The sequence below is a fragment of the Streptomyces sp. NPDC059906 genome (assembly GCF_042730645.1).
In the GTDB taxonomy this organism is placed as follows: Bacteria; Actinomycetota; Actinomycetes; order Streptomycetales; family Streptomycetaceae; genus Streptomyces; species Streptomyces rubrogriseus.
On record NZ_JBHWKU010000015.1, the window covers coordinates 62044 to 79898 of the forward strand.

At 69.6% G+C, this 17855-nt stretch carries 15 protein-coding genes; 10 read left to right on the forward strand and 5 right to left on the reverse strand.

The features are described from left to right. Window positions 1-88: 88 nt before the first annotated feature. Genes ACFV9J_RS22905 through ACFV9J_RS22915 form a run of 3 tightly spaced genes read left to right on the forward strand, consistent with a single transcriptional unit; the run spans window position 89 to window position 3533 of the window. A complete protein-coding gene (locus tag ACFV9J_RS22905) occupies window positions 89-2323 on the forward strand; it encodes a glycoside hydrolase domain-containing protein (RefSeq protein ID WP_385356714.1) in 2235 nt (744 codons plus the stop codon). 14 nt (window positions 2324-2337) lie between these two features. Further along, entirely contained in the window at window positions 2338-2808 is a 471-nt protein-coding gene (locus ACFV9J_RS22910; protein WP_385356715.1) for a hypothetical protein, read from the forward strand. Next, a complete protein-coding gene (locus tag ACFV9J_RS22915; RefSeq protein WP_385356717.1) occupies window positions 2805-3533 on the forward strand; it encodes a hypothetical protein in 729 nt (242 codons plus the stop codon). Before ACFV9J_RS22910 ends, ACFV9J_RS22915 begins: the two co-directional genes overlap by 4 nt. Before the next feature lie 141 nt (window positions 3534-3674). Here the strand turns inward: ACFV9J_RS22915 and ACFV9J_RS22920 are convergent, their stop codons facing one another. Next, window positions 3675-6008: a transglycosylase domain-containing protein gene (locus tag ACFV9J_RS22920; RefSeq protein WP_385356719.1), complete on the reverse strand. Its 2334-nt coding sequence runs from the start codon at window positions 6006-6008 to the stop codon at window positions 3675-3677. A 248-nt stretch (window positions 6009-6256) separates the two neighbouring features. Here ACFV9J_RS22920 and ACFV9J_RS22925 point away from each other — a divergent pair, with 248 nt between their 5' ends. From ACFV9J_RS22925 to ACFV9J_RS22945, 5 genes are all read left to right on the forward strand, one after another. After that, window positions 6257-7195, forward strand: a complete 939-nt coding sequence (locus tag ACFV9J_RS22925) for an SPFH domain-containing protein (protein ID WP_109033211.1) — start codon at window positions 6257-6259, stop codon at window positions 7193-7195. Next, complete coding sequence (locus tag ACFV9J_RS22930; protein ID WP_356856348.1) at window positions 7192-7470, forward strand: hypothetical protein; 279 nt, start codon at window positions 7192-7194, stop codon at window positions 7468-7470. Before ACFV9J_RS22925 ends, ACFV9J_RS22930 begins: the two co-directional genes overlap by 4 nt. Window positions 7471-7619: 149 nt before the next feature. After that, complete coding sequence (locus tag ACFV9J_RS22935; RefSeq protein ID WP_003973941.1) at window positions 7620-8144, forward strand: PadR family transcriptional regulator; 525 nt, start codon at window positions 7620-7622, stop codon at window positions 8142-8144. Next, window positions 8141-8830: an ABC transporter ATP-binding protein gene (locus tag ACFV9J_RS22940; RefSeq protein WP_385356720.1), complete on the forward strand. Its 690-nt coding sequence runs from the start codon at window positions 8141-8143 to the stop codon at window positions 8828-8830. Before ACFV9J_RS22935 ends, ACFV9J_RS22940 begins: the two co-directional genes overlap by 4 nt. Further along, window positions 8827-11169: an ABC transporter permease gene (locus ACFV9J_RS22945; RefSeq protein WP_385356721.1), complete on the forward strand. Its 2343-nt coding sequence runs from the start codon at window positions 8827-8829 to the stop codon at window positions 11167-11169. Before ACFV9J_RS22940 ends, ACFV9J_RS22945 begins: the two co-directional genes overlap by 4 nt. A 116-nt stretch (window positions 11170-11285) precedes the next feature. Here ACFV9J_RS22945 and ACFV9J_RS22950 read toward each other — a convergent pair whose 3' ends face one another. Continuing rightward, window positions 11286-12224, reverse strand: a complete 939-nt coding sequence (locus ACFV9J_RS22950; RefSeq protein WP_385356722.1) for a LysR substrate-binding domain-containing protein — start codon at window positions 12222-12224, stop codon at window positions 11286-11288. Window positions 12225-12361: 137 nt separating this feature from the next. Here ACFV9J_RS22950 and ACFV9J_RS22955 point away from each other — a divergent pair, with 137 nt between their 5' ends. Further along, window positions 12362-12916, forward strand: a complete 555-nt coding sequence (locus tag ACFV9J_RS22955; RefSeq protein WP_087807470.1) for a peroxiredoxin — start codon at window positions 12362-12364, stop codon at window positions 12914-12916. A gap of 6 nt (window positions 12917-12922) precedes the next feature. After that, the gene (locus ACFV9J_RS22960) at window positions 12923-13459 is read left to right on the forward strand and encodes an alkyl hydroperoxide reductase (RefSeq protein WP_115743982.1); all 537 of its coding nucleotides are present in this window, start codon (window positions 12923-12925) and stop codon (window positions 13457-13459) included. A gap of 259 nt (window positions 13460-13718) precedes the next feature. Here ACFV9J_RS22960 and ACFV9J_RS22965 read toward each other — a convergent pair whose 3' ends face one another. From ACFV9J_RS22965 to ACFV9J_RS22975, 3 genes are all read right to left on the reverse strand, one after another. Beyond that, complete coding sequence (locus ACFV9J_RS22965) at window positions 13719-15146, reverse strand: AI-2E family transporter (RefSeq protein ID WP_385356723.1); 1428 nt, start codon at window positions 15144-15146, stop codon at window positions 13719-13721. Between the two features lie 162 nt (window positions 15147-15308). Further along, window positions 15309-16007 (reverse strand): transglycosylase SLT domain-containing protein, encoded by a 699-nt coding sequence (locus ACFV9J_RS22970; RefSeq protein WP_385356724.1) that lies wholly within the window; start codon window positions 16005-16007, stop codon window positions 15309-15311. A 428-nt stretch (window positions 16008-16435) separates the two neighbouring features. Then, on the reverse strand, window positions 16436-17761 hold the full coding sequence (locus tag ACFV9J_RS22975; RefSeq protein ID WP_385356726.1) for a PhoH family protein: 1326 nt from the start codon (window positions 17759-17761) through the stop codon (window positions 16436-16438). Window positions 17762-17855: the final 94 nt, after the last annotated feature.

Consider the following 17855-nt stretch of genomic DNA (forward strand, 5'->3'; position numbering starts at 1 on the left):
CGACTCGGCGCAAGAGTGCGCAGGTCACGAAGGGGGTGCCACCGCGGGCGCTCCTGTTCTTACTCATTCCCTGTCGAGGAGAATTCTCGTGGCTGACGAGATGGTGCTGCGCGCCCAAAGGTTCGTGAACACGACCTACAACAACGGCGCGACACTGGGCATATCCAAGCTGGAGGAGAACGGACGGACGAGCTGGACCGTCATGTATGCCCTCACCAGGGCTCTCCAGCACGAAATGGGGATCACCGCCCTTTCGAACAACTTCGGTCCGACGACCTTGCGCACCCTGCAGTCGAAATACCCGAAACTGGATGCATCGACAGTCCCCTCGGCGAACTTCTGCCGAATCATCCAGTCCGCGCTGTACTGCAAGGGTTACGACGGCGGTGAGATCGACGGGAAGTACAACTCCCGTGTCGAGGCTGGTGTGACGGCCCTCAAGACGAACATGGGTGTGGACCGCAGCTTTCCCGGCGGCGGCCTGGAGCCAAAGGTCGTAAAGGGTCTGCTGAACATGGACGCCTACGTCGTGGTGAGTGGCGGGTCCGAGAGCATCCGTGGCATCCAGCAGTGGCTCAACTGGCGCTACGTCGACCGGCAGGACTTCTACCTGATCCCCTGCGACGGCCACAACTCCCGTGATGTGTCGAAGTCGATGCTGCTGGCGATCCAGTACGAACTCGGTATGGCCGACGGGGTCGCCAACGGGGTTTTCGGGCCCGGCACTCAGGCCGGCCTGAAGCAGCACACCGTCGCCGCGGGTACGACCGGCACGTGGGCGTCGCTGTTCACCGCCGCGATGATCCTCAACCGTCGGCCGGTTCCCTTCGGAAACTTCACCGCCACCGTGAAGACCGAGACCGAGAGATTCCAGTCATTCGTCAAGCTGCCCGTCACCGGCATCGGAGACTTCTCCACCTGGGCGTCCCTTCTGGTCTCCTACGGTGACCAGAGCCGCAGAGGCGAAGCCTGCGACGGCGTCACCAAGATCACCCCGGCTCGTGCCGAGACTCTGAAGGCCCATGGCATCACGTATGTCGGCCGCTACCTGACCAACCCCGATCCCACGCCGAGCGGCAGCACCGCCGAGAAGGCCATCCAGCCGGGTGAGTTGCAGACGATCGCCGACAACGGTCTTCGCTGCTACCCGATCTATCAGACATACGGACGCGGAGCCGACGGCTTCAGCTATCCGCTCGGCCGCGCCGCGGCGCAGGCCGCCATCAACGCGGCCCTCGACCACGGTTTCAGGCGCGGGACGAGAATCTACTTCGCCGTCGACTTCGACGCTCTCGACTACCAGGTCACCAACGACGTCCTCCCCCACTTCAAGGGCATCGAGGACGCGGTGGCCGACGACGGCAACCGGTTCGAGATCGGCGTGTACGGTCCGCGCAACGTGTGCACCCGCGTCGGTGAAGCCGGACACTCCACGGCGTCGTTCGTGTCCGACATGTCGTCCGGCTTCTCCGGCAACTTCGGCTACCCGCTGCCGCCGGATTGGGCATACGACCAGATCGTCACCCGCACCATCGGCTCGGGCGCCGGAGCGATCAACCTCGACAACAACATCGCCTCCGGCCGGGACACCGGCCAAGGGTCCTTCGACCCGCCTCGCGCGATCAAGGCGGATGTGCGGCTCGACTCCATGCTCGTCGAATCCATGATGACGGACGTCGGCAAGTACATGGAGTCCATCGGGTATCCCAACGACGGAGGCACCCGCACCTACCAGCACTGGAAGTGCTTCGACACCATCTGCGTCGAGCACGACGAGCTGATCACGAGCCTGTCCAACAGGCACAACCTGCGCAAGGCCCTTATCCAGGCCACCGCGTACTGGGAGATGCGGCACATCGATCCGGTGGACGAGGCCGCCGAGCTCGCCGTCATCAGCACCTTCAACACCACCGGCAAGTTCCTCGCCCAGGATCCTTCCACCGGGATCGCTCAGCAGCGCGCCCAAACCCTGATCCCCGCGTGGAACCACGCCCTGGACAAGGGCTACGCGACGGGGCAGCCCTACCGCGACCCGGCCAGCGACCAGGACAAGTACGACGTCTGGAAGAAGGCCCGCGACGACGAGGAGTTCGCGCTCACCAGCGTCGTCATGATCGACCGGTGGGACATCGACGGGAAGCCCGGCGGCGACGACGACTCACCGGCGCTGCGCCAGCCCACACTGTCGTACACCGACAAGGAGATCTACGAGGTCCTGCGCCGCTACCAGGGGCCGTTCGAGCCGGCCTTCACCGACGCCAAGAAGCGTATGCCGTTGTACTACGTGCTGGAGAAGTACCACTCCATCTCCCGGAACATGTGAGCAGGACAGGAGCCATGGCAGCAGATGCCCCGTTCGCCGGACACGACCCGGCCACCGTCATCGTTCTGGCCCTCGCCGGACTCGTCGCCACCGCATGCCTTGGTGTCTTCGGCGTCGTCCGCGGCGTCCGCACCCTTCGCGGCAGACACCGGGGCCTGACGGCCGGGCTCCGGACAGGCGGTCTGGTGGCCGCCGCCTGCGCGGTCGGCATGTACACCTGGGGCGTCCTGCACCTGGCGGTACTGGACGAGAGCGGACAGGCGGACGCCTGCCACGAGGCACTGAACGGCCGGAAGCCGGTGGCATACGAGGCGACCTACCTCCCCTTGGCCTTCGGGTGCGTCGCCGACGACGGCAGAACCTACGACGTCGCGGTGCCGGGTTACGTGACTCCGGTGTCCGGGCTGTTCGCCGTCTCCGCCTTCCTCCTGACCGCCTTCAGCCTCGCCGAAGCGCACAACGACAAGAAGGAGAACACCACGTGACCACACGTATGACCCGCCGCACGGCCCTGTTCCGCGGCACGGCCGTAGCCGTCGGTGCGGTACTGGGATCACAGGCGATGGTCCGCCCGGGATACGCGCAGGACGCCAAACCCTCCAAGGACGCCGTCCGCGCGGCCGTGCAGCGTGCCCGAAGGCGCAGAGACCATGCCCTGGCCGGGCGGAGGTCCCTGAACGGCTGGGAGATGGAGAAGGTCACCGACAACCGCGGCAGCATCTACACCCGGCCCGTGCCAGGCACCCCTGTGGACGTCAAGGTCCGTATGGGCGAGGTCGAAACCGTCCTCGCCTACGTGATACGTCGCTTCCATTACGAGATCGACGGGCTGCGCCGCGGCGACGTCGTCGGCTGGCAGGCGCCGGACAAGGTCCACCAGCGGCGGGCCGAGTCCAATCTCGCCTCAGGCACCGCGGTGCGGATCCGTCCCGGCCACTACCCGCCCGGCTTGCGCGGAGGCTTCTTCCCCACTCAGGAACTCCTGATCGGCGACATCCTCGCGGACTGCGAAGGGGTCGTCGCCTGGGGCGGCGACGACCGCACGCCGGACGAGGCCCTCTTCTTCATCGGCGTCGGGCCCGAGGACAAGAAGCTGGGCGAAGTCGCCGAGAAGCTTCGCGCCTGGGACGTCACCCCGGGCAAGGGCGCGGGCCAGGAGGCCGACATGAGCGTACCCGCACAGCGTCGTCGCGCTCGTCGCTACGTATGACCCGCTGACCGCCTGCCCGCCGAGGTGGCGCCCTGTTCGGTCGGCTCGCGCGCGCGAGCCGACCGAACACCGCCGGCCGAGTCACGACCACGGAGTCACGACCACGGAGTCACGTCCGCGGCGGTCGGTGCGGCAGTGCCGCTATGGCTGCTGTCGGTCGCCGTCCGGGAACTCCGGGTCGCCCGGCTCGGTGGACCCGCCGCCGTCCGGCGGTGTTTCGCCGCTGGACGCGCTGTTCGACGGCGACTGGGTCGGCGACTCCGGCGGTTCCTCGGTCGTCGGGTCGTTGGACGGCGGTGCCTCGGTCGTCGGGTCGTTGGACGGCGGCGGTGCCTCGGTCGTCTCCTCCTGGGTCGGCGACTGGGTCGGCGACTCGGGGGCCGTCGGCGACTTGCTCGGCTGCACCGCGGCGCCCTGCTTGGTCTCCAGGTCGAACTCGGTGACCTCGTCCATGACGCCGAAGGTGTACGCGGCCCAGATCTCCGCCGGCGGGCCACCGCCGTTGACGCGGTAGTCGACGCCTGCCGCCTTGTACATCGGCACGTGGTCCTGGGTCTTGTCGTCCTCGCCGAACAGGCCGACCGAGGTGACCAGGTTGGGGGTGAAGCCGGTGAACCAGGCCGACTTGTTGTTGTCGGACGTACCGGTCTTGCCGGCCACCTTCTGGCCGTCGCGCAGCGGGTTCTCCCGGACGGACGTCTTGGCCGTACCGTCGTTGACCACACCGGTGAGCACGGAGGTCACCGTGTCCGCGGCCTCCCGGCTGACGACCTGCTCGCCGATGGGGTCGGGCATCTCGATCGTGCGGTCCTTGTGCTCGACCGACTTCACGATCGCCGGGGTGACCTTCTTGCCGTGGTTGTCCAGGGTGGCGTAGACGCCGGCCATCTCCAGCGGGCTGGCGCCCATACTGCCCAGGGTCTGCGCGGGCACGGGGTCGTCGCCCTCGGTGTTCATGCCGAGGTCGGCCGCGACCTTCATCACCTCGGTCATGCCGACGTCGATGCCCATCTGCGCGAAGACGGAGTTGACGGACTTGTTCATCGCCTCCTGGACGTCGATCTCGCCGTAGTCCCTGTCGTCCTCGTTGGGCGGTGCGAAGCCGACCTCGCGGTCGCCGTCCATCGCAGGGCGCTCGCTGTCGCCGTTGTAGAGGGTGTTGGCCGTGATCGGCACGCCGTCCTGGGTCTCGGCGTCCTGGTCCACGGCGGCGGCGAGGATCACCGGCTTGAAGGTGGAGGCGGGCTGGTAGTCGTCGCGGGTGGCGTTGTTCGTGAAGTGCTTCAGGTAGTTCACGCCGCCGTACATCGCCACGACGGAGCCCGTCTTCGGGTCGACGGAGACGGCACCGGCCTGGACGTCGGCGTCGACCTTGCGCTTCTTGGGGTCCAGCTTGCTGGTGAGCTTGGCCTTGACCGCTTCCTCCAGCGCAGTCTGCTTCTTCTTGTCGATGTTGAGGGTGACGGTGTAACCACCGAGTTCCACCAGGGTCTCGGCCTGCTTCATGTCCTCGGCGGCACCCTGGGCGACGAGCTGCTTCTTGAGCTCGAAGTCGGCAGCCTTCACCAGGTAGCCGGTCTGTCCCTCCATCCCGGCGGCGGTCTTGGGCTCCTTGGGCGTCGGGAAGGTCATGCCCTTCCGGTCGCCCGCGCTCAGCCACTTCTGCTCGACCATGTTGTCCAGGACGTAGTTCCAGCGCTGCTGGACGAGCTTCTTGCCGGTTTCGCTGGCGATCGCCCAGTCGTACTGGTTCGGCGCCTGGAGCAGCGCGGAGAGGTACGCGCCCTGTTCGACCGTCAGGTCCTCGGCGTCGACGCGGTAGTAGGCCTGTGCGGCGGCCTGGATGCCGTAGGCGCCCCGGCCGTAGTAGCTGGTGTTGATGTAGCCGGCGAGGATGTAGTCCTTGGACTTCTCCCGGTCCAGCTTGAGGGAGATGACCAGTTCCTTCAGCTTGCGCGAGACCGTCTGTTCCTGGGTCAGGTAGTAGTTCTTGACGTACTGCTGGGTGATCGTCGAACCGCCCTGCGCGCCCTTGCCGGAGAGGGTGTTGAGCACGCCGCGCGCGGTGCCCTTGAGGTCGACGCCGGCGTCCTCGTAGAAGGTCTTGTTCTCGGCGGCGACGAAGCTGCGCTGGACGTCCTTGGGCACCTTGGCCAGGTCGACGATCTCGCGGTTGCGGTCCCCGGTGCGGGCCATGACGCTGCCGTCGCTGTACTTGTAGACGTTGCTCTGCAGCTCGGCCTCGGGGTTGCCCTCGGGGATGTCGATCATCATGTACAGCACGATGAAGGCGCCCATGCCGAGCAGGCAGAGGCCGAAGAACGTGCCGAGGATCTTCTTCCAGGTGAACAGCCGGCGTATCCGGCTCTTCCCGCCCGCGGCCCCGCCCGAGGCCGCGCCCGACGAACGGCGGCGTTTCGGCGCCGCGCGGCGGCCACCGCGCTGTCGCGCTTTTCTCTCTTCCGCTCGTCCCATGGGTCCGATCCGCTCCGCTTCGGTCATCTGCGGACACGTCTCGCTCACGCGTCACACAGGTTCGTCGCTCAGGTCAGCTCAGAAAGCTAACACCGGGAGATGTGACAAACGGCAACCGATCCAGCCTTGTACGGACGTGAGAATCAGCACCCGCTCCATAGGAACCGACGTACGAGAGGGGTTCAGGGTTGTGATCCGGTGGTAAAGTGTTATCACTTAGTAAGCAAAGAGCGAACGGGGGACCACCCATGTCCACGCACGATGCCCCGCAGGTCACCGCCGATGTGCCCGAGATGCCCGCGCCACGGGTGCGCGAGAACCAGGCGCACAGCATCGGCGGCGGTTTCGCGCTGCTGCTCGGACTGGTCGGGCTGCTCGTCGGCGCCGGTCTGATCGCCGGCGCCACGGCGGTCGACTCGACCGGCGGCAAGGCCGTGCTGATCATCGGCGGCATCCTGATCGCCCTGGCCGCCTTCCTCGCGATGTGCGGCCTGAACATGGTGGCGCCGGGCGAGGCCCGCGTGGTGCAGCTCTTCGGGCGGTACCGGGGCACCATCCGCCAGGACGGCCTGCGCTGGGTCAACCCCTTCACCTCCCGCACCAAGATCTCGACGCGGGTGCGCAACCACGAGACGGCGGTCCTGAAGGTCAACGACGCCTACGGCAACCCGATCGAGCTGGCGGCGGTCGTGGTGTGGCGGGTGGAGGACACCGCGCAGGCCACCTTCGAGGTCGACGACTACGTCGAGTTCGTCTCCACCCAGACCGAGGCGGCCGTGCGACACATCGCCATCGAGTACCCCTACGACGCCCACGACGAGGACGGCCTCTCGCTGCGCGGCAACGCCGAGGAGATCACCGAGAAGCTCGCCGTCGAACTGCACGCGCGCGTGGAGGCGGCCGGCGTGCAGATCATCGAGTCGCGCTTCACGCACCTCGCGTACGCGCCGGAGATCGCCTCGGCGATGCTCCAGCGGCAGCAGGCCGGTGCGGTGGTCGCCGCGCGGCGGCAGATCGTGGACGGCGCGGTCGGCATGGTCGAGGCGGCGCTCGCCCGGATCAGCGAGCAGGGGATCGTGGAGATGGACGACGAGCGGAAGGCGGCGATGGTGTCCAACCTGATGGTCGTGCTCTGCGGGGACCGCGCCGCCCAGCCGGTCCTGAACACGGGGACGCTCTACCAGTGACGAACCCGCCCGAGGATTCCGGGGCTCCCGAGGGCCCGGCTCCGCGGCGCCGGCCGCAGCAGCGCAAGCAGGTGCTGCTGCGGCTCGACCCGCAGGTGTACGAGGCACTGGCCCGCTGGGCGGGCGACGAACTGCGCTCGGCCAACGCCCAGATCGAGTTCCTGCTCCGCAGGGCACTCGCCGAGGCCGGCCGGCTGCCCGGCGACACCGGGCCGCTGCCACGCCGGGGCCGTCCGCCCGGGGGCGGCCGCCCGGGGGCCGCGCCACCGTCCTGACCGTCCGGGGCGGAGGCGGGCCCTCCGCCGTAGCGGAACCGTGACAATCGGCTCCGACCTGCACTCCCGCAGCCGCCCCGCACCCGCCGCCACGATCTCTGCACCGTGCGTATACATAGTGCGTATACACCGTGTGTAGAGTGCTCCGCATGTCCATCGGTCACACCCTCCTGGGGCTCCTGGAGTCCGGGCCGCGCCACGGTTACGACCTCAAGCGCGCCTTCGACGAGAAGTTCGGTCACGACCGGCCGCTGCACTACGGCCAGGTCTACTCGACGATGTCCCGCCTGCTGAAGAACGGCCTCGTCGTGGTCGACGGCATCGAGGCGGGCGGCGGTCCCGAGCGCAAGCGGTACGCGATCACCGACGAGGGGATCACCGACGTACAGCGGTGGCTCGCCACGCCGGAGAAGCCCGAGCCGTACCTCCAGTCGACGCTGTACACCAAGGTCGTCCTCGCGCTGCTCACCCACCGCGACGCCGCCGACATCCTCGACACCCAGCGTTCGGAACACCTGCGCAGCATGCGCATCCTCACCGACCGCAAGCGCAAGGGCGATCTCGCGGACCAGCTGATCTGCGACCACGCCCTCTTCCACCTCGAGGCCGATCTGCGCTGGCTGGAACTGACCGCCGCGCGCCTCGACAAGCTCCGTGAGGCGGTAACCCGATGACTCCCCCCGCAGGTTCCCTGCTCTCGGCGGACCAGCTCCGCAAGGCCTACGGCCCCACCCTCGCCCTCGACGGCGCCGAGTTCTCCATCCACCCCGGCGAGGTCGTCGCCGTCATGGGCCCCTCGGGGTCCGGCAAGTCGACGCTGCTGCACTGCCTCGCCGGCATCGTGCCGCCCGACTCGGGGACGATCATGTACAACGGGCGCGAGCTGTCGGCGATGTCCGACGCCCAGCGCAGTGCGCTGCGCCGCTCGGACTTCGGCTTCGTGTTCCAGTTCGGCCAGCTGGTGCCGGAGCTGACCTGTGTCGAGAACGTCGCCCTTCCGCTGCGCCTGAACGGCACCTCCCGCAAGGAGGCCGAGCGGGCCGCGCTGAGCTGGATGGAGCGGCTGGAGGTCGACGACCTCAAAAAGAAGCGGCCCGGCGAGGTCTCGGGCGGCCAGGGGCAGCGGGTCGCGGTGGCGCGCTCGCTGGTCACCAACCCGCGGGTGCTCTTCGCGGACGAACCGACCGGCGCGCTGGACTCCCTCAACGGGGAGCGCGTGATGGAGCTGCTCACGGACGCCGCCCGCTCCACCAACGCCGCGGTCGTGCTGGTCACGCACGAGGCACGGGTGGCCGCCTACTCCGACCGCGAGATCGTCGTACGCGACGGCAAGTCCCGGGACATGGAGCGGGTCGTATGAACGTGCGCCAGTGGGCCGCCGACCTGATGCTGGGCGTCCGCTTCGCCTTCACCGGCGGCCGCGAGGGCTGGACCCGGGCCGTGCTGACGGCGGTCGGCGTCGGGCTCGGCGTGGCCCTGCTGCTGCTGACGACGGCGCTGCCGAACGCGCTCACCGTCCGGCACGAGCGGGAGGCGGCACGCTCCGACATCACCTTCGCCACCAAACCGATGCCGAAGGCGAACGACACGCTCGTGATCGCCCGCGTCGACGAGGAATTCCGGGACGACGACGTCCGGGGCCGGGCCCTGGAGCCCGAGGGCCCGCGGGCACCGCTGCCGCCGGGGGTGGAGAAGTTCCCGGCGGTGGGCGAGATGGTGGTCTCCCCCGCGCTGAAGGAGCTGCTGAACTCGGACTCCGGCGCGCTGCTGCGCGAGCGGCTGCCGGACCGGGTGGTCGGCACGATCGCCGAGGAGGGGCTGATCGGCTCGGCCGAACTCGCCTACTACCGGGGCGCGGAGGGACTCGCGGAGCACATCACCGCGGGCAAGACGGAGCGTATCGACCGGTTCGGCGACCCGGAGCCCGGGGAGGAGCAGTCCGACCCGGTGCTGCTCCTGCTGATCCTCGTCGTCTTCGTGGTGCTGCTGATGCCGGTCGCGGTGTTCATCGCCGCCGCCGTGCGGTTCGGCGGCGAGCGGCGGGACCGGCGGCTCGCGGCGCTGCGTCTGGTGGGCTCCGACAGCCGCATGACCCGGCGCATCGCCGCCGGTGAGGCGATGGCCGGCGCGGCGCTCGGGCTGGTCTTCGGTGCCGGGTTCTTCATGGTCGGACGGCAGCTCGCGGGCAGCGCCGAGGTGTTCCGCATCAGCGTGTTCCCCAGCTATCTCAACCCCTCACCGGTGCTGGCGCTGCTGGTGGCGGTGGCGGTGCCGGCGGCGGCGGTGCTGGTGACGCTGTTCGCGCTGCGCGGGGTGGTCATCGAGCCGCTCGGCGTGGTGCGTGCCGGGCGGCCGGCCCGGCGCCGGCTGTGGTGGCGGCTGCTGCTGCCGCTGGCCGGGCTGGCGATGCTCTACCCGATGATCGGCAACGGCCGGGACAACGGCGACTTCAACCAGTACCTGGTGACCGGCGGCGTCGTCCTCCTCCTGGTCGGCGTGACCGCGCTCCTGCCGTGGATCGTGGAGAGCGTCGTCGCCCGGCTCGGCTCCGGCGGCGTGGCCTGGCAGCTGGCCGTGCGCCGGCTGCAGCTGAGCAGCGGGACGGCGGCCCGGATGGTCAACGGCATCGCGGTGGCCGTCGCCGGGGCGATCGCGCTGCAGATGCTGTTCGCCGGTGTGGACGACGACTACACCAAGTCCACCGGGCAGGACGTGTCGCAGGCGCAGATGGAGGCGATCCTCCCGAGCGGAGTCGCCATGGACCAGGCGGCCGGGAAGTTCCGCGACACGAAGGGCGTCGAGGCGGTCTACGCCTTCTCCGAGGCCTGGCTGGGCGACCGCCCCCGGGAACCGGAGCACGGCACGACGCTGACCGTGGGCGACTGCGCCTCGCTGCGGGAGATCGCCACGCTGTCCTCGTGCGCCGAAGGGGACGTGTTCGTCGTCCACGGCGCCGAGTGGGACGGCGGGGAGGACGTGACGAAGCTGGCCGCGCCGGGCCGGAAGCTCTACGCGGACCCGTCCTACGAGGGCGGCCCGAAGCGCCCGGGGGTCCCCTGGACGGTGCCGGAGGGCGTCAAGGCCGCGAAGCCGCGTACCGGTCTGCTGGCCGGGACCGACCGGGGCGGCTTCCTGATGACCCGGACGGCGATGCCGGAGGCCTTCGCGCCGGCGCTGGACGGACACGCCTACCTCAAGCTGGACCAGTCGGTGCCGGACGTGCACGACCTGGTACGGAACACCACCGCTGCCATCGACCCGCTGGCGGACGCCGTGACCTGGGCGGCGACCGAGCGGACCGACCGGTTCGACGCCATCCGCACCGGCCTGTTCGTGGGGGCGGCGTGTGTGCTGGCGCTGATCGGCGCCAGTCTGCTGGTCTCGCAGCTGGAGCAGCTGCGCGAGCGCAAGAAGCTGCTGTCGGCCCTGGTCGCCTTCGGCACCCGGCGCCGCACGCTGAGCCTGTCGGTGCTGTGGCAGACGGCGATCCCCATCGTGCTGGGCCTGCTGCTCGCCTCGGTGGTGGGCCTGACCCTGGGCACGGTGCTCCTGAAGATGACGGGCACCCCGGTCGGCGTCGACTGGACCGGCGTCCTGGCCATGACCGGCATCGGCGCCGCGGTGGTCCTGGTGGTGACGCTGTGCAGCCTGCCGCCGCTGCTGCGGCTGATGCGGCCGGAGGGGCTGCGCACGGAGTAGGCCCCGCGGGTGCCCGACCGAGGCACCGAGGACCGCGGCGCTGAGGGCCCCGGGGACCGCGGCTCTGAGGGACTGAGGGACCGAGGGACCGCCCGGCCGGGTGGTCCCTCGGTCCCTCAGTCGTGCACCGTCCGCACCGGCAGGTCCGCCATCGCCTCGCGCAGGGCCGCCGCCAGTTCCCCGTACTCCGCCGAGCGGGCCGCGCCCGTGCGCATGGCGAGGGCGATACGGCGGGTGGGGGCCGGGTCGGTGAAGGACGCGGTGAGGAGCTGGCTGGAGCGGGAGGTCTCCACCCGGACGGCGGTGCGGGGCAGCAGCGTCACCCCGAGGCCGCCCGCCACCAGCTGCACCAGCGTCGACAGACCGGCGGCCGTGGTCGTCGCCGGGACGCCCGCGCGGCCCGCCTCCCGGCAGATGTCGAGCGCCTGGTCGCGCAGGCAGTGCCCCTCGTCGAGCAGCAGCAGCTTCAGCTCGCGCAGCACCGAGCGCTCAAGGCCCTCCCGGCCGCCGAGCCGGTGGTCGAGCGGTGTGACCAGGACGAAGTCCTCGTCGAAAAGCGGGAGTTCGGTGACGCCCGGGACACCGAGGGGCACCGCGAGCAGCAGCAGGTCGAGCCGGCCGGTCGTCAGGCCCTCCAGGAGACTCGCCGTCTGCTCCTCGTGGACCTGGAGGTCGAGGTCGGGATAGCGCTCGTGGACGAGGCGCAGCACCGTCGGCAGCAGGTACGGCGCGACGGTCGGGATGGCGCCGAGCCGCAGCGCGCCGGTGAAGGGCGCCCGCACCGCCTCCGCCTCCTCGATGAGCGCGCCGACCTCCGCCAGTACCGCCTTGGCCCGCACCGCGAGCCGTTCGCCGGCCGGGGAGAGCAGTACCTTGCGCGTCGTACGCTCCAGGAGGGTGACACCCAGTGCCTCTTCCAGGGCGGAGACGGCGCCCGAGAGCGCCGGCTGGCTCATGCCGATCGCGGCGGCGGCGTCGCGGAAATGCAGGTGCTCGGCGACCGCGTCGAAAGCCCGCAGCTGAGCGAGGCTGGGCTGCCTCTTCTTACTGGACACTAATAGCTACCTCCGATCAACTCGACCGAGTGTAGCTATTTCACTAATCAATGCACCCTGTGCCAACATCACTAACGTCCAACCCATGGGAAACGCTCGCAAAATGGGCGTTTCTTCGCTGCGCTTTTGGAGAGCACGTGCTCACTGTCGGTGACAAGTTCCCCGAGTTCGACCTGACCGCCTGTGTCTCGCTGGAGAAGGGCGAGGAGTTCCAGCAGATCAACCACAAGACCTACGAGGGTCAGTGGAAGGTCGTCTTCGCCTGGCCCAAGGACTTCACCTTCGTGTGCCCGACCGAGATCGCCGCCTTCGGCAAGCTGAACGACGAGTTCGCCGACCGTGACGCCCAGATCCTCGGCTTCTCCGGCGACTCCGAGTTCGTGCACCACGCCTGGCGCAAGGACCACCCGGACCTGACCGACCTGCCCTTCCCGATGCTGGCCGACTCGAAGCACGAGCTGATGCGTGACCTCGGCATCGAGGGCGAGGACGGCTTCGCGCAGCGCGCGGTCTTCATCGTGGACCAGAACAACGAGATCCAGTTCACGATGGTCACCGCCGGCTCCGTGGGCCGTAACCCCAAGGAGGTCCTGCGGGTCCTCGACGCCCTGCAGACCGACGAGCTCTGCCCGTGCAACTGGAGCAAGGGCGACGAGACCCTGGACCCGGTCGCGCTGCTCTCGGGAGAGTGATCTGACATGTCCCTCGACTCCCTGAAGTCCGCCGTTCCGGACTACGCCAAGGACCTGAAGCTCAACCTGGGTTCGGTCATCGGCAACTCCGGCCTCCCGGCGCAGCAGCTGTGGGGCACCGTGCTGGCGACCGCCATCGCCTCGCGCTCCCCCATCGTGCTGCGCGAGCTGGAGCCGGAGGCGAAGGCCAACCTCACGCCCGAGGCGTACACGGCCGCCAAGTCGGCCGCCGCCGTGATGGCGATGAACAACGTCTTCTACCGCACCCGGCACCTGCTGTCGGACCACGAGTACGGCACCCTGCGCGCCGGTCTGCGGATGAACGTCATCGGCAACCCGGGCGTCGACAAGGTCGACTTCGAGCTGTGGTCCTTCGCGGTGTCCGCCATCAACGGCTGCGGCATGTGCCTGGACTCGCACGAGCAGGTGCTCCGCAAGGCCGGTGTGGACCGCGAGACGATCCAGGAGGCGTTCAAGATCGCCGCCGTGGTCGAGGCCGTCGGCGTCACGCTGGACGCCGAGGCGGTCCTCGCCGCCGAGTAGTCCCGCCCGGGATTCGTCCCCGGCCCGCCACGCACGGCACGGGCCCCGCCCACCGAGAGGTGGACGGGGCCCGTTCGCATGCCGGTGCGCCGGCGGCGCGCCGCTAGCGCCTGTCCGGCGGATCAGGTCGCAGGGCAGACACGGCACTTCATCAGCGCCGGTGAGCGGGGTCTGGTGCGTGCGGCTGCAAGGCGGAGGAAGCAGTCGACGCGATGGGGGTCCCCCGCGTCTGCGGCATGATCCGCCGGACAGGCCCTGGCTAGGCCGGGGAGGTGTCCGGCGGTGGGCCGTCCGTCGGCGGGCCCGGGGGCTTCGGCGGTCCCGGCACGCGGTCGACGGCCGGGGCGGCGTCGGTCGAGGTGGCTCCGTGCGGTCTCGGCGTCTGCCGCAGGGCGGCCTCGCGGGAGTACGCCCGCAGGTAGCCCACGACGGTGTTGGTCACCGCCACCAGCGGCACGGCGACCACGGCGCCGCCGATGCCGGCCACCATGCCGCCGGCGGCCACCGACAGCACCACCGCCAGCGGATGGACCCGCACCGCGCGTCCGAGGATGAACGGCTGCAGGATGTGCCCCTCGATCTGCTGCACCGCCAGCACCACGACGAGCGTCATGACCGCCGCGAACACGCCCTGGGTCACCAGCGCCACCACCACCGCGAGCGCGCCCGACACCACCGCGCCGACCAGCGGGACGAAGGCGAACAGGAAGATGAACACGGCCAGCGGGACGGCCATCGGCACGTCCAGGAAGTAGATGCCGAGGCCGATGAAGATGGCGTCGATCAGCGCGACTATCACCGTGCCGCGCACGTAGGCGGTCAGCGTCCGCCAGGCGCGCGGGCCGGCCCCGGCCACGCCAGGCCGGGCCGCCGCGGGCACCAGCTTCAGCGACCACTGCCAGATGCGCTTGCCGTCGTAGAGCAGGAACAGCGTCGAGAACGCGGCCAGCAGGATGCCGGTGAGCGCCTCGACGACGACCGTGACGCCTTCGAGTCCGGCCGACGTGATCTGGTCGGTGTTGGCGCCCACCGCGTCGCGAAGGTTCTTCGCGATCTCGTTGATCTGCTTGTCGGTGACGTGGAAGGGGCTGTTCAGCAGCCAGTTGCGCAGCTCGTCGATGCCGTCCTGGACCTGGTCGGAGAGGTTGTCGATGTTCTCCATGACCTGCCAGGTGACGAACCAGCCGATCAGTCCCATCACCACGAAGCCGAGGATCGCGGTCAGGGCGGTGGCCGGCCCCCTCGGCACCCCGTGCCGGCGCAGCCAGGCCACGGCCGGCTGGAGCAGCGCGGTGATCAGCAGCGCGGCCACGAACGCCAGCACCACGAGCTGTACGGCGCTGATGACCCGCATCAGCACCCACACGGTGCCCGCGAGCACCAGCAGCCGCCACCCCGCCTCCGCGGCCACCCGTACTCCCCAGGGCACGGCCTGAGCCGGATCGGGACGGTTGGCGAGCGCGACCGGGCGGTGGGCGGCGAGGTGCTCGGCCGCGGAGTCCCCGGCCGCGTCCCCGGCCGTGTCCTCGGCCGTGTCGTTCGGGGGCCGCCGCTCGTGGTGGGAGGCCGGCCCGGGGCCGTCGTCGGCGTCGGCGCGCCGCGCTTCCTCGCGGCGCTGCTCCAACCGCTCGCTCGCCCGCGTCAGTCCGGCGCCGAGCCGGCCGAGCCACCCTGGCACTCGTGACATGATCCGTCCTCTTCCCCCGTCCTTCCCCACCACTCCCCCCTGGAGTCGTTCCGGTCCGACCGTACATGGCGGGAGCGCGAAAGCCCCTCACCATAAGACGGTGAGGGGCTGCGCGAGGTTGAGCGTGGACCGCGGCGCCGGGGAAGGCGGGCGACTACGGGCTCAGTACCAGTGGTTGGCCTGCCAGAAGGCCCAGGCGTCGCACGGGCTGCCGTAGCGGTTGTCCATGTAGCTGAGGCCCCACTTGATCTGGGTGGCCGGGTTGGTCCGCCAGTCGGCGCCCGCGGAGGCGTACTTGCCGGCCGGGAGGGCCTGGAAGAGGCCGTAGGCGCCGGAGGAGGCGTTGACGGCCTGGTAGTTCCAGCTGGACTCGTGGTTCACGATGTTGCTGAAGCACTGGAACTGGCCGCTGGGCACCATCTGGCGCGCCATCGCCTGGATCTGGCCGGTGCTGTAGGAACTCTGGACGGCGAAGCTGGTGGACTCGCGCTTGGCGTCGCGGCTGGCCGCTTCCTTCTCCGCCTCGCGCTCCTTGGCCTCCGCGGCCGCCTTCTTGGCCTTCTCCTGCTTGTCCACGGCGGTCTTGGCGGCTGCCTTGCGGGCCGCCTCCTCGGCGTCCTTCTTGGCGCTCGCGTCCGCGGCGATGGCCTGAACGTCGGCCTGCTGCGTCAGGGACGCGGTCTGCACCTGCGCCTGCTCACCCATGGGGATGTCGGCAAGCAGGGTGGTGCCTGCTGCCGTCGCCTCCGCGTCGTCGTTGTTCTGCGCGACGCTGCCCGAGGCAACTCCGACGACGCTTCCGACGGCGGTGACCGCCGTGGCCGAGGCCACTGCGAATCCCCGGACCGAGATCCGGCTCACACGGTTTCCTTCCAGCATCGCCCGCTTCGGTGACCCTCGCGGACGCAATCGTGCCCCTGGCACTGGCCTCCCCAACTACGGGTCACGGGAGGCACGGGCCCGGTGGACAACTCCCTCGGCGGGAGCGCCGCGTGGTGCTCGGGCGGCATACGACTCTGCTATGGAGTTGGATCTGGTGCTTCTGGGGCGCCGTACCGCTGGGGGTACAACTGTGTCGTATGCGGGGCCTGACAGGAGTGAGACTCTGCCGTAACCCGGCGGGGTGAGGCAATTCTGTGTTGCGTGTGAAAGCTCACATCTCGTTTGGCCCAGGGGATTCACGGAAATCCGCACACGCCGAGGCGCCGCCCGGCTAGGCTCTGGGCCTTTCCGGACGGCGCCGAACTGACGGGTAACCGGCCCGAGTCGGGTCGGAGTTCTCGGACGGGTCAGATGTGACCGTCCTCCAGCATCTCGGTCACGAGCGCCGCGATCTGGGACCTTTCGGACCGCGTCAGGGTGACGTGCGCGAAGAGCGGATGCCCCTTCAGTTTCTCGACGACGGCGACGACTCCGTCGTATCGGCCCACCCGCAGATTGTCCCGTTGTGCCACGTCATGGGTGAGTACGACCCGTGAGTTGGCCCCGATCCGGGACAGCACGGTCAGCAGGACGTTCCGCTCCAGCGACTGCGCCTCGTCCACGATCACGAACGCGTCGTGCAGCGAGCGCCCCCGGATGTGGGTGAGCGGCAGTACCTCCAGCATCCCGCGCGCGGTCACCTCCTCGATGACCTCCCGGCTGGTGACGGCCGACAGCGTGTCGAAGACCGCCTGCGCCCAGGGGCTCATCTTCTCGGCCTCGGAGCCGGGCAGGTAGCCGAGCTCCTGCCCGCCCACCGCGTACAGCGGCCGGAAGACCATCACCTTCTGGTGCTGCCGGCGCTCCAGGACCGCTTCGAGGCCCGCGCACAGGGCGAGCGCCGACTTGCCGGTGCCGGCCCGGCCGCCCATCGACACGATGCCGACGTCCGGGTCGAGGAGCAGGTCGAGCGCGATCCGCTGCTCGGCGCTGCGGCCCTTGATGCCGAACGCCTCCCGGTCGCCGCGCACCAGCCGGACGTTGCCGTCGGGCGCGACCCGGCCGAGGGCCTTGCCGCGCTCGGACTGGATGGTCAGACCGGTGTGCACGGGCAGGTCGGTCGCCTCGGGGACGTAGACCCTGCCCTCCTCGAAGAGCACGTCCACCTGCTCACCCGGCAGGGTGAGTTCGGACATTCCGGTCCAGCCGGAGGCGTCCGTGATGGCCAGCTCGGCGCGGTACTCCTCGGCCAGGAGTCCGACGGAGGACGCCTTGATCCTGAGCGGGAGGTCCTTCGAGACGACGGTGACGTCGAATCCCTCCGCCTGGAGGTTGCGGGCGACCGCGAGGATGCGGGAGTCGTTGTCTCCCAGGCGGTAGCCGGTGGGCAACACGCTGGGGTCCGAGTGGTTGAGCTCGACGCGGACGGTGCCGCCGAGGTCCCCGATCGGGATGGGGGCGTCGAGGCGACCGTGCCGCACCCGGAACTCGTCGAGCAGGCGCAGGGCCTGCCGGGCGAAGTAGCCGAGTTCGGGATGGTGCCGTTTGGCCTCCAACTCCGTCACCACGACGATGGGGAGCACGACCTCGTGCTCGTCGAAGCGGTTCAGGGCGTTCGGGTCGGCCAGCAGGACGCTGGTGTCGAGAACGTAGGTGCGCCTATCTGGCTTGTGGCGCTTTGTGCTGGTCACCACGGAAGGACGTACCCCCTCGGAAGAGGTCGGGGAGCGACGGAGTGGACGCTGGGCCGGGAGGGCGGGAACGAGCCGCGCCGGGAGGGCGGGAACG

Coding starts and splice junctions, on each gene's coding strand:
- ACFV9J_RS22910 (WP_385356715.1), top strand. CDS start 2,338: ATGGCAGCAGATGCCCCGTTCGCCGGACACGACCCGGCCACCGTCATC.
- ACFV9J_RS22925 (WP_109033211.1), top strand. CDS start 6,257: ATGTCCACGCACGATGCCCCGCAGGTCACCGCCGATGTGCCCGAGATG.
- ACFV9J_RS22960 (WP_115743982.1), top strand. CDS start 12,923: ATGTCCCTCGACTCCCTGAAGTCCGCCGTTCCGGACTACGCCAAGGAC.
- ACFV9J_RS22965 (WP_385356723.1), bottom strand. CDS start 15,146: ATGTCACGAGTGCCAGGGTGGCTCGGCCGGCTCGGCGCCGGACTGACG.
- ACFV9J_RS22945 (WP_385356721.1), top strand. CDS start 8,827: ATGAACGTGCGCCAGTGGGCCGCCGACCTGATGCTGGGCGTCCGCTTC.
- ACFV9J_RS22935 (WP_003973941.1), top strand. CDS start 7,620: ATGTCCATCGGTCACACCCTCCTGGGGCTCCTGGAGTCCGGGCCGCGC.
- ACFV9J_RS22920 (WP_385356719.1), bottom strand. CDS start 6,008: ATGGGACGAGCGGAAGAGAGAAAAGCGCGACAGCGCGGTGGCCGCCGC.
- ACFV9J_RS22940 (WP_385356720.1), top strand. CDS start 8,141: ATGACTCCCCCCGCAGGTTCCCTGCTCTCGGCGGACCAGCTCCGCAAG.